Origin of the sequence: Mycolicibacterium komossense, assembly GCF_025822605.1 — a bacterium.
Lineage (GTDB): Bacteria > Actinomycetota > Actinomycetes > Mycobacteriales > Mycobacteriaceae > Mycobacterium > Mycobacterium komossense.
The window spans coordinates 78,397-89,848 of the sequence record NZ_JACKTY010000037.1 but is presented as its reverse complement, the minus strand read 5'-3'; the positions used below and the strand labels follow the sequence as shown (position 1 = coordinate 89,848).

At 65.8% G+C, this 11,452-nt stretch carries 10 protein-coding genes; 6 read left to right on the top strand and 4 right to left on the bottom strand.

The features are described 5' to 3' along the window. The first annotated feature begins 1 nt into the window (after position 1). The 4 genes from H7J73_RS23385 to H7J73_RS23370 are packed head-to-tail and all read left to right on the top strand — an operon-like array spanning position 2 to position 3,402. Positions 2 to 838 carry an ABC transporter ATP-binding protein gene (locus H7J73_RS23385; RefSeq protein WP_264070099.1) on the top strand — a complete coding sequence of 279 codons (837 nt, stop codon included), beginning with the start codon at positions 2 to 4 and terminating at the stop codon, positions 836 to 838. Next, positions 835 to 1,668, top strand: a complete 834-nt coding sequence (locus H7J73_RS23380; protein WP_264070098.1) for an ATP-binding cassette domain-containing protein — start codon at positions 835 to 837, stop codon at positions 1,666 to 1,668. The genes H7J73_RS23385 and H7J73_RS23380 overlap by 4 nt, the downstream gene beginning before the upstream one ends. Then, on the top strand, positions 1,665 to 2,624 hold the full coding sequence (locus tag H7J73_RS23375; RefSeq protein WP_264070097.1) for an aldo/keto reductase: 960 nt from the start codon (positions 1,665 to 1,667) through the stop codon (positions 2,622 to 2,624). Before H7J73_RS23380 ends, H7J73_RS23375 begins: the two co-directional genes overlap by 4 nt. A 13-nt stretch (positions 2,625 to 2,637) precedes the next feature. Beyond that, positions 2,638 to 3,402: an HpcH/HpaI aldolase family protein gene (locus tag H7J73_RS23370; protein WP_264070096.1), complete on the top strand. Its 765-nt coding sequence runs from the start codon at positions 2,638 to 2,640 to the stop codon at positions 3,400 to 3,402. Between the two features lie 32 nt (positions 3,403 to 3,434). On the opposite strand, the gene dxs is transcribed toward H7J73_RS23370, so the two are convergent. The 4 genes from dxs to H7J73_RS23350 are packed head-to-tail and all read right to left on the bottom strand — an operon-like array spanning position 3,435 to position 9,872. Beyond that, positions 3,435 to 5,369 (bottom strand): 1-deoxy-D-xylulose-5-phosphate synthase, encoded by a 1,935-nt coding sequence (gene dxs, locus H7J73_RS23365; protein ID WP_264070095.1) that lies wholly within the window; start codon positions 5,367 to 5,369, stop codon positions 3,435 to 3,437. 28 nt (positions 5,370 to 5,397) lie between these two features. Beyond that, positions 5,398 to 6,669, bottom strand: coding sequence for a Na+/H+ antiporter NhaA (gene nhaA / locus H7J73_RS23360; RefSeq protein WP_264070094.1), 1,272 nt, complete (start codon positions 6,667 to 6,669; stop codon positions 5,398 to 5,400). Between the two features lie 3 nt (positions 6,670 to 6,672). Further along, positions 6,673 to 7,881, bottom strand: a complete 1,209-nt coding sequence (locus tag H7J73_RS23355) for a class I SAM-dependent RNA methyltransferase (RefSeq protein WP_264070093.1) — start codon at positions 7,879 to 7,881, stop codon at positions 6,673 to 6,675. Continuing rightward, a complete protein-coding gene (locus tag H7J73_RS23350) occupies positions 7,878 to 9,872 on the bottom strand; it encodes an APC family permease (protein ID WP_264070092.1) in 1,995 nt (664 codons plus the stop codon). The genes H7J73_RS23355 and H7J73_RS23350 overlap by 4 nt, the downstream gene beginning before the upstream one ends. 111 nt (positions 9,873 to 9,983) lie before the next feature. On the opposite strand from H7J73_RS23350, the gene H7J73_RS23345 reads away from it, so the two are divergent. Both H7J73_RS23345 and H7J73_RS23340 read left to right on the top strand, forming a co-directional pair. Continuing rightward, on the top strand, positions 9,984 to 10,667 hold the full coding sequence (locus tag H7J73_RS23345; RefSeq protein WP_264070091.1) for a potassium channel family protein: 684 nt from the start codon (positions 9,984 to 9,986) through the stop codon (positions 10,665 to 10,667). Between the two features lie 28 nt (positions 10,668 to 10,695). After that, complete coding sequence (locus tag H7J73_RS23340; protein WP_264070090.1) at positions 10,696 to 11,361, top strand: potassium channel family protein; 666 nt, start codon at positions 10,696 to 10,698, stop codon at positions 11,359 to 11,361. Positions 11,362 to 11,452: the final 91 nt, after the last annotated feature.

Below are 11,452 nucleotides of genomic sequence, written 5' to 3'. Positions count from 1 at the left end.
GATGACCGAACCCGTGCTGAGTGAGGCACTCTTACGTGTCGACGATCTGCAGATCGAGTTGGTGACGGACACCGGCGTAGTGCGTGCCGTCGACGGGGTCACGTTCGAGATTCACGCCGGCGAAACCGTCACGATCATCGGCGAATCCGGCTCCGGCAAGTCCACAACGGCCATGGGCATTCTCGGTCTGCTCCCGGAGGATGTTGCGGTGCAGTCGGGGCGCGTGCGCTTCAAAGGCACCGACATCCTCGGTGACCACAAAGCGCTTCGCAAGGTCCGCGGTCAGCACATCGCGCTGGTGCCGCAGGATCCGATGACCGCGTTGTCCCCGGTGCACACCATCGGCACTCAACTACGGGAAGCTGTGGCGCACAGCGGGGTTCGCGGCAAGGCCAACCAGGTGCAGCGGTGCATAGAACTTCTCGAGCAGGTCCGCATCCCCCGGCCACAGACGCAACTGACGAAGTACCCACACCAGCTGTCCGGCGGCATGATGCAAAGGGTGCTGATCGCCGGCGCTCTTGCCGCGAGCCCGGAACTTATCGTCGCAGACGAACCGACCAGCGCCCTCGATGTCACCGTGCAGGCCAGCATCCTCGATCTGCTCCTGGAACTGCAGGAGTCGACCGGCATCGGGATGCTGCTCATCACCCACGATCTCGGCGTAGCCAGGTTGATGTCGGATCGCATCCTGGTAATCAAACAGGGCCGGTTCGTCGAAGGCGGTGACGCCGACGCGATGGTCAGTCGCCCGCAGAACCCCTATACCAAAAAGCTTCTCGACGCGGTCCCGCAATTGGGCCCCTGGGAGAACGCACCCCAGGAGGTGCTCGCATGACGCCTGAAACCCCCCTGTTGGAGGTATCGGACCTCGTCGTCGAATACGGCACCGGAGACGCGACGTTCCGCGCCGTCGACGGCGTCAGCTTCACCGTCGGCAAGGGTGAAACGCTGGCGATTGTAGGCGAATCCGGCTGCGGCAAGTCAACCATCGCGAAGTCGATCGTCCGTCTGCTGACACCGACATCGGGAAAGATCGCGGTCGACGGCGTCGACATCTCGCAGCTCTCGGAGAAAGCGCTGCGCCCGTTCCGCTCCCGAGTGCAGATGGTGTTCCAGGATCCGTACGGCTCCCTCGATCCGCACCTGTCTGCCGTCGACATCGTGGCTGAGCCCATGCGCCTCAAAGGTGTTCGCAGCAAGGACGAGCGGGCCAAGCGCGCGGCCGAGCTGATCGACCGGGTACAACTACCGCCGACGTCGCTGCACCGTCGACCCGCCGAGTTCTCGGGCGGACAACGCCAGCGCATCGGTATCGCGCGAGCCCTGGCCTCAGAGCCTGAGATCCTGGTGTGCGACGAAGCGACCAGCGCCCTGGACGTGTCGGTGCAGGCGCAGGTGCTCGACCTACTGCGGACAATCCAGAACGATACCGGGATCACCTACGTGTTTATTTCGCACAATCTTGGTGTGGTGCGGGAGATCTCGGATTCGGTGGTCGTGATGCGCAACGGTAGGCTGGTCGAAACAGGGCCGACGGCGGAGATACTCGCCAACCCCGAGGATCCGTACACCCGAATGTTGCGTGCGGCCGCGCTCGACCCCACCACGATGACGGGCATCAAGCCTCGACACCTGGTTCAGAACCTGCAAGGAGCGTCGGTATGACATTCGGACCGGATTCTTCCGACATGGTGCTGGGCACCATGACCTTCGGCGACACCGTGGACATCGACGGCGCTGGTGCGCTTCTCGACTTGGCCCTCGACGCCGGCATCACCCACATCGACACTGCCAACGGATATTCTGCGGGCGAATCGGAACGCATCTTGTCGAAGCTGCTCGCCGGCAGGCGTGACTCGGTGACCATCGCGACGAAGGCCGGCATGTACCTCGGCGATGTGGACGGTCACTCGCCGTTGTCACCGAAAGGATTGCGGCTCAGCGTCGAAGCTTCGCTGACTCGTCTCGGGACCGAGTATGTCGACTTGTTCTACCTGCACCAACCGGACCGCGCGGCATCGCTCGAGGACACGCTGTCGACAGTCGCCGATCTGATCTCCGAAGGCAAGATCCGAGCCCTGGGCGTCTCCAACTTTGCCGCATGGCAGATCGGTGAGGTGGTGCGGGTCGCCGGTGCGGTCGGCGCACCGCGGCCCGTCGTGGCACAGCAGCTGTACAACCTGCTGGCCCGGCGCATCGAGGACGAGTACGTCGAATATGCCGGCGTCACCGGCTTGACCACGATGGTCTACAACCCACTCGGCGGCGGGCTGCTCACCGGCAGGCATTCATTCACCGAAGAGCCCGGCGAAGGTCGGTTCGGCGACTCTCGGTTGGCGACGATGTATCGCGAAAGATACTGGAACACCCAGATTTTCGAGGCGATCGCTGCGTTGTCCTCGATCGCCGGCGACGCGGGCCTGCCCCTGACCGAGCTCGCGCTGCGCTGGTTGCGGTCCAAGCCCGTAGCCGGACCGATCTTGCTCGGCGGCTCGAAAACGTCTCACCTGCAATCGAATATCGAGGCGTTGAGTCGCGGACCGCTGTCCGATGACCTGGTCACGGCGTGCGACGAGGTCGGCGCGGCTTTGCGTGGCCCCATGCCTGCCTACAACAGATAGGAATTGTCGTCTCATGTCTGCAACTGACTTCGCCGCTCGCCTGCGCAACCGCGAACGCATCGTCGGGTATTGGTCGGTCATCGACTCCCCCGTCTCGACCGAATGGCTAGCCCACGTCGGCTGGGACTACATCGCGCTCGACCTTCAGCACGGATTGATCGGCTACGACGGGATGCTGCGCGGGCTGCAGGCGATCGACTCAGCGGCGGGACCCGCCGGCGTCGTGCGGGTGGAAGCCAACGACCCCACGTACATCGGAAAGGCGTTGGACGCCGGAGCACGGATGGTGATCGTCCCGCTCGTCGATTCCGCCGAGGATGCCACGCGGGCGGTGTCGGCGACACGGTACCCGCCGATCGGTGTCCGCTCCTATGGGCCGATGCGTTCCCAGCTGCGCGTCGGACCGGTACCCGCCGACGCCAATCGCGATACCGCGGTGGTGGCGATGATCGAAACATCCGACGGTTTGGCGAACGTCGAGGCCATCTGCGGTGTGGCCGGACTCGACGGAGTGTATGTCGGCCCATCGGACCTGCGGCTCGCGGTGGGCGGTTCCTCGACCACCGATGTCAGTGTCGACGATGCTTTCGAGGCCGCGTTGGTACGGATTCAGAAAGCGGCCGCCGACGCCGGAATTGCGGCGGGAATTCACACCGCTGCCGGCGACGCCGCCGCTCGACGGTTGGCGCAGGGATACACCTTCGCCACCGTGTCCTCAGACTTGGTTCACCTCAAGACCGCCTCCGCCCAGCACCTCACGATGGCGTTAGGCGGCTAGCGGCATAATCCAGCCCGGCGGGGCAATCGGACCTAGCGCGGCCGGCGGTCCGACCGCTCATCGAACTGACCCTCAGCCGGCTCGGTCACCGAACTACCAAGAGCGGCAATCCAACCCGTGATCTGGCGGGCCACATTCGCATCCGTCAGGCCGACCGTAGCCAGCACCTCGTTACGGGAAGCATGATCTTGGAATTGCTGGGGCACACCGATATCGCGGCACGGCACGTCGATCTCGCCGCGCCGCAGCGTTGCCGACACCGATGATCCGACGCCACCGTTGACGCCGTTGTCCTCCAGCGTCACCACAAGCTTGTGTGTCTTGGCCAGGTCTTTGATGACCGCGGGAACTGGGAGCACCCAGCGCGGGTCGACGACCGTCACACCGATACCCTGATCGCGCAGCCGCGAAGCGACCGCCAATGCCATCGCGGCAAACGACCCGATGGCGATCAGCAGCACGTCTGCGGTCAATTCATCCTCGGGCAGAGCCAGGATATCGACGCCGGAGCGTCGTTCGACCGCCGGAATGTTCGGTCCCACATCGCCTTTGGGGAAGCGCAGTGCGGTCGGCCCGTCGCTGACGGCGATCGCCTCACGCAGTTCCTCACGCAGAGTGGCTGCATCACGCGGCGCAGCGACCTGCATACCGGGCACGATGTTCAGCATCGACATGTCCCACATGCCGTTGTGGCTCGCGCCGTCCGAACCCGTGATACCGGCCCGGTCGAGCACCATCGTGATCGGCAGCTTGTGCAACGCGACGTCCATCATCACCTGGTCGAAGGCGCGGTTGAGGAACGTCGAATAAATCGCGACCACCGGATGCAGGCCGCCCATCGCGAGCCCCGCCGCCGACGTCATCGCGTGCTGTTCGGCGATCCCGACGTCGAAGAGCCGGTCCGGGAACCGCTTCCCGAAGGCGCTCAACCCGGTCGGGCCGGGCATGGCCGCGGTGATGGCGACGATGTCGCGGCGCTTGGCCGCGAGCTTGATGAGTTCCTCGGAGAACGTCGCGGTCCACCCGGGTGCCGCCACGGAGGTGGCCTGCCCGGTGAGCGGGTCGATCACCCCGGTGGAGTGCATCTGCTCGGCTTCATCAGCCTCGGCGGGGCCGTACCCCATGCCCTTGCGGGTCACGACATGCACGATCACGGGAGCGTTGAATCCGCGCGCGCTGCGCAGCGCCGCTTCGACGGCATGCTCGTCGTGTCCGTCGATCGGCCCGACGTACTTCAATCCCAGATCGGTGAACATCACCTGCGGAGCCAGCGCGTCTTTGAGGCCCGCCTTCACGCTGTGCATGCACTGGTAGCAGAGCTCACCGATGAGCGGCATACCGCGGACCGCGCCGCGGCCCTTCTCCAGCAACCGCTCGTAGCCCGGCTGCAGGCGCAGAGTGGCCAGGTGGTCGGCAAAACCGCCGATCGTCGGCGCATAGCTGCGGCCATTGTCGTTGACGACGATCACCACCGGGCGCCGCGCCGCGGCGATATTGTTCAGCGCTTCCCAGCACATTCCACCGGTGAGCGCTCCGTCGCCGACAACGGCCACCACATGCCGGTTGCGATGTCCGGTCAGTTCAAATGCTTTGGCCAGCCCGTCGGCGTAGGACAGCGCTGAGGACGCGTGGCTGGATTCGACCCAGTCGTGCTCGCTCTCAGCCCGCGACGGGTACCCCGACAGTCCACCCTGTTTGCGCAGCGTATCGAAGTCCTGGCTGCGACCCGTGAGCATCTTGTGCACGTAGGCCTGATGGCCCGTATCGAAGATGATCGGGTCATGCGGCGAGTCGAACACGCGATGCAGCGCCAGGGTGAGCTCGACAACACCCAGGTTCGGGCCGAGATGCCCGCCCGTAGCAGCCACCTTGTGAATCAGGAAGTCACGAATTTCGTGAGCCAGATCACTTAGCTGTAGCTGAGACAGGTGCTGCAGATCTGCGGGGCCGCGGATCTGTTCAAGCATCTGGTCAGTCTACGCACGGATACCTGATTCAGTCCGTACGAGGCTGATAGATGTCGGGCACACCGTCGTGATCGGTGTCGACGGTTTCCGCCTCCTGGATTCGGCGGTAGACCGCGTTGCGGCTCCTCAACACCACTGCAGCGAGTAGACCTGCGATTACTGACCCCAACAGGACACCGATCTTGACGTCCGCGGTGTCCGGCGTGCCGTAACCGAAGGCCAGCTCTCCGATGAGTAACGACACGGTAAAACCTATTCCGGCCAAGATCGACACGCCGAGAACGTCGCGCCAGGCCAGGTCGTCGTCGAGGCTGGCGTGGGTGAAGCGAGCCAGCAGGTATGTGGTGAGCCAGATCCCCAGGGGTTTGCCGACCACCAGGCCGGCGATCACGCCCAGCGTCACCGGATGGCTTAGTGCGTGGCCAAGACCACCGAAACCGCCGACCGTCACCCCGGCGGCGAAGAAGGCGAACACCGGGACGGCGAACCCCGCGGAGACCGGTCGCAGTAGATGCTCCGTGCGCTCGGCGGCGCCGTGGCGACCCAGCACCGGGATCGTGAAGCCGAGCAACACCCCGGCCACGGTGGCGTGGATACCGCTGGCGTGCACCAGCGCCCACGTGGCGATCGCCAACGGCAGCAGAATCCACCATTGGCGCACACCACGCTGCACCGACAGCGCAAACAGCCCGCCGGGGACCAACGCCAGCGCCAGCGGTCCCGGCGCCAGGTGGTCGGTGTAGAAGATCGCGATGACGGTGATCGCGAGCAGATCATCGACGACAGCCAGCGTCAGCAGGAACGTGCGCAGCGCACTTGGCAGGTGCGTAGAAAGAACTGCGAGCACGGCGACCGCGAACGCGATGTCGGTGGCCGTCGGCACCGCCCAGCCGGCCAGAGTGCCCGGCGAGCCCAATCCCAGGTTGACACCCACATAGAGAGCCGCGGGCACCAGCATGCCGCCGACCGCCGCCAGAATCGGCAGGGCGGCGCGCGCCGGGCTGCGCAGATCGCCGGCGACGAACTCGCGTTTGAGTTCCACACCGACCACGAAGAAAAAGATCGCCAGTAAGCCGTCTGCTGCCCACGCCGCCAGCGGCAGGTCCAGGTGCAGGCTCGCCGGCCCGACCGTCAGCTCCGACAGGTGGTGATACGCGGCTGACCACGGCGAGTTCGCCCAGACCAGCGCGACCGCACCGGCCACGAGCAGCAGGACACCACCGATGGTCTCCTTGCGGAGGATCTCGGCGAACCGGCTGGCCTCCGACCACGAGCCACGGGTGAACAGTCGCGTGGCCACCGATCAGCCTTTGGTCAGCAGCGCAAAGCACTCGACGTGATGGGTCAGCGGGAACGCATCGAACACCCGCAGCTGCTCGACGGTGTACCCGTGTCCGCGGTACAGCCCGATATCGCGGGCGAATGCCGCTGCCTCGCAACCGATGTGGATCACCCGTGGCACACCTGCGGCGGCAATCCGATCGATCACCTCACGCCCCGCTCCGGCCCGCGGCGGGTCCAGCAGCGCCACGTCCGCGCTGTCGCCCAACGCGCTGTCCTGTCCGGCGGGGGCCGACAAAGCGCGGCGCACCGACTCGGTCACCAGGCGTACCTGCGGCATATCGGCGAGCGCGGCCCGGCCCGCCCTGGTGGCGTCGCGCGAGGTGTCCACGCTGATGACGCGGCCGCTGTCCCCCACCGCGGCACCGAGCGTCGCTGCGAACACCCCGGCGCCACCGTAGAGGTCCCAGGCCGTCATACCGTCTGCAAGTCCCGCCCAGCCGGCCACCAACTCGCCGTAGGTCGAGGCCGCGTCACGGTGGGCCTGCCAGAACGCGGTGACCGGCAGAGACCATTCCCGGCCGGCCACTCGCTGGATACCGTGATATTCGCCTTCGACCACCCGGGTGCGGCGGTGCTGGCCCCCGCACACCACGTGCCGGACACCGTCGTCGTCGAGCACCACGTGCACCTGATCACCGGTGCGCAGCCGATCGGCGGGCAGCTCGTCGAGCATGCCGTCGGGCAGCTGGCCGCAGCGCAGGTCGGTGACCAGTTCGGCGCTGTGATAGCGGTGAAAACCGGGCCGGCCGTCGGCGCCTACCTCGAGGCGAACCCGGGTGCGCCAGCCGATCGCGGTGTCAGTGCCGACCGCTTCAGCCCGGCCGTCCCACTGGAAGCCGCCGAGGCGTTCGAGCTGGTTGGCGACCACCTGCCCCTTGATGGTGCGCAGCGCGGCCGGTTCGACGAACGCCTGATCACAGCAACCGGCGCCGTCGACACCGGCGATCGGGCACAGCGGGTCGATGCGGTCGGCTGACGGTTGCAGAACCTCGACGACGTCGGCGTGCCAGTAGGACCCACGCTGATCGGTGACACGGACCCGGACCTTCTCGCCGGGCAGCGAATAGCGGACAAAGACGACGCGACCGTCATGGCGCGCGATACAGCTGCCGCCGTTGGCGGCCGCCCCAGTCTCCAGGGTGAGTTCGGTACAGGTGTCGGTACTCAATCGACGAAGCCCCTTCTGGCGTCACCGGGAGCGGACTGCGCTTCCAGTGTTTTGAGTCGTTCCGACGAATTTAGCTGCCAGGGAACGGAAGTCACCATCACACCGGGCATGAAAAGCAGACGGCCTTTGAGTCGCAGCGCGCTCTGGTTGTGCAGGATCTGCTCCCACCAGTGCCCGACGACGTATTCCGGGATGAACACCGTCACCACGGTCCGCGGCGATTCCTTGCTGATCCGTTTGACGTAATCGAGGACCGGGCGGGTGATCTCACGGTAGGGCGACGCAATCACCTTCAGCGGCACGGTGATGTCGCTGTCCTGCCATTTGTGCACCAGCTCGCGGGTCTCCGCATCGTCCACGCTGACCGTGATCGCCTCCAGTACATCGGGCCGGGTGGCCCGGGCATAGGCCAGTGCCCGCAGCGTCGGCAGGTGCAATTTGGACACCAACACGACCGCGTGGTTGCGGCTGGGCAGCACCACTTCGCCCTCTTCGGCTTCCTGCTCGGCCAATTCGCGCGCCACCGTGTCGTAGTGCTTGTGGATCAACTTCATGATGACGAACAGCGCCGTCATCGCCACGATCGCGATCCAGGCGCCGGCCAAGAACTTCGTCACCAGCACAACCAGCAGCACCGCGCCCGTCATCAGGAAGCCGATGGTGTTGACCACCCGGGAGCGCATCATCTTGCGACGTACCGCCGAATCGGTTTCGGTGCGAAGCAACCGGGTCCAGTGCTTGACCATACCGATCTGGCTCAGCGTGAACGAAACGAACACCCCGACGATGTAGAGCTGGATCAACGCGGTCACCTCGGCGTTGAACGCGACGATGAACGCGACGGCCGCCAGGGCCAGGAACAGAATGCCGTTGGAGAACGCCAGCCGGTCACCGCGGGTGTGCAGCTGACGGGGCAGATAGCGGTCCTGGGCCAGGATCGACCCCAGCACCGGGAAACCGTTGAACGCGGTGTTTGCAGCCAGGACCAAGATGAGGGCCGTGACGATGGTGATGACCAGGAACCCGATGTGGAAACTGCCGAACACCGCCTGCGCGAGCTGGGCGACCAGCGTCTTCTGCTGGTAGCCAGCGGGCGCGCCGACCAGCTGGGTGGCCGGATCGTCGACGATCTGCACGCCGACCTTCTCCGCCAGCACGATGATGCCCATCAGCAGGGCGACGGCAATCCCGCCCAGCATCAGCAGCGTCGTTGCCGCGTTGCGCGACTTCGGTTTCCGGAAGGCGGGCACACCATTGCTGATGGCCTCCACACCGGTCAGTGCCGCGCAGCCCGACGAGAACGAACGTGCGACCAGGAATACCAGCGCGAACCCCAGCACCTGGCCGTGTTCGGCGTGCATCTCGAAACCGGCGGACTCGGCCTTGATCGGGTCACCGAGGATGTAGATCCGGAACAGACCCCAGCCCAGCATGATCAGCATGCCGAAGATGAACGCATAGGTAGGGATGGCGAAGGCGGTTCCCGACTCCCGGATACCGCGCAGGTTCATCGACATCAGGATCAGGATCGCCAGGACCGCGAACAGCACCTTGTGCTCGGCGACGAACGGTACTGCCGAGCCGATGTTCGACATCGCCGAAGCCATCGAAACAGCAACGGTCAGAACGTAATCCACCAGTAGTGCGCTGGCCACCGTCAGACCTGCCGTCGGGCCCAGGTTGGTGGTGACCACCTCATAGTCACCTCCACCGGACGGATAGGCGTGCACGTTCTGCCGGTAGCTGGCCACCACCACGAGCATCACCGCGGCCACGGCCAGGCCGATCCACGGTGTCATCGAGTAGGCACTCAGCCCGGCCACCGAGAGCACCAGGAAGATTTCCTCAGGGGCGTAGGCCACCGACGACATGGCGTCGGAGGCGAACACCGGCAGCGCGATCCGCTTGGGCAGCAAGGTGTGCCCCATGCTGTCGCTACGGAACGGGCGACCCAGAACGAGCCGGCGCGCGGCGGTCGAAAGCTTGGACACGAGGACCAAGAGTATGCCTAAGCACGTCGGGCTGTAGCGTTCCACGTACGGTCGAGTCACGGCCGGGTAAGACGGCCGTCTGACGCGCAAATGCAGCCGAGAGGACTTCAGGTGCGGGTAGTGGTTATGGGGTGCGGCCGAGTAGGGGCCTCGCTGGCCGACGGGCTGGCCAGGATCGGTCACGAAGTGGCTGTCATCGACCGCGATATCGCGGCGTTTCAGCGCCTGTCCCCCGAATTCACCGGTGAACGTGTGCTGGGGATGGGATTCGATCGAGAGGTGCTGCTGCGGGCCGGGATCGAAGGGGCCGGCGCCTTCGCGGCGGTGTCCTCCGGTGACAACTCGAACATCATCTCGGCACGGGTCGCGCGAGAGACCTTCGGCGTGCAGCGTGTGGTGGCGCGTATTTACGACGCCAAGCGCGCCGCGGTCTACGAACGCCTGGGCATCCCGACGGTGGCCACGGTGCCGTGGACCACCGATCGCCTGCTCAACGCGCTGACCCGGGATGCCGAAACCGCCCGCTGGCGCGACCCTACCGGCACGGTCGCGGTCGCCGAAGTGGAATTGCACGAGGAGTGGGTCGGGCGCCGGGTTACCGATCTGGAGGCGGCTACGGGTGCCCGGGTGGCGTTCCTGATCCGCTTCGGCACGGGCGTGTTACCCGAGCCCAAGACCGTGATCCAGGCCAGCGACCAGGTGTATATCGCGGCCGTGTCCGGGCATGCCGCCGAGGCGATGGCGATCGCCGCCCTGCCTCCCGGCGAGGACGACGAAGTGAAGGACAAACACTGATGTCGATCGACGACGAGGAGCGGCGCAGATGAAGGTCGCCATCGCCGGGGCGGGCGCGGTCGGCCGTTCGATCGCCCGCGAGCTCGTCGAGAACGGGCACAACGTCACGCTGATCGAGCGCAACGCCGAGCACATCGACGTCGACGCCATCCCCGCCGCGCACTGGCGTCTCGGCGACGCCTGCGAGTTGAGCCTGCTGGAGTCGGTGCAGCTGGAGGAGTCCGATGTGGTCATCGCCGCGACCGGCGACGACAAGGCCAATGTGGTGCTCTCCCTGCTGGCCAAGACCGAGTTCGCGGTATCGCGGGTGGTGGCCCGCGTCAACGATCCCCGCAACGAATGGCTTTTCGACGACGCGTGGGGTGTCGACGTCGCGGTCTCGACTCCTCGGATGCTGGCCTCGCTCGTCGAGGAGGCCGTCGCCGTCGGAGACCTGGTGCGGCTCATGGCCTTCCGCACTGGTCAGGCGAACCTGGTCGAGATGACATTGCCCGCGGACACCTCGTGGGGCGGCAAAGCGGTGCGCAAGCTGGAACTCCCCCGCGACGCCGCATTGGTGACGATCCTGCGGGGGAATCGGGTGATTGTGCCCGCACCCGACGAGCCGCTGGAAGGTGGCGACGAGCTGGTGTTGGTTGTCTCCCCCGAGGTCGAGGGCGAATTGCGCGCGCTGCTGCTCCCGCCGTCGACCTAAGCGGGTCGTGGCTGTCGGAGCACTGCTATCGGAGCACGACCGCCTGAACACGACGTCGGCGATCAGCCTGCCGTCGCTCTCCTGAGTCGTC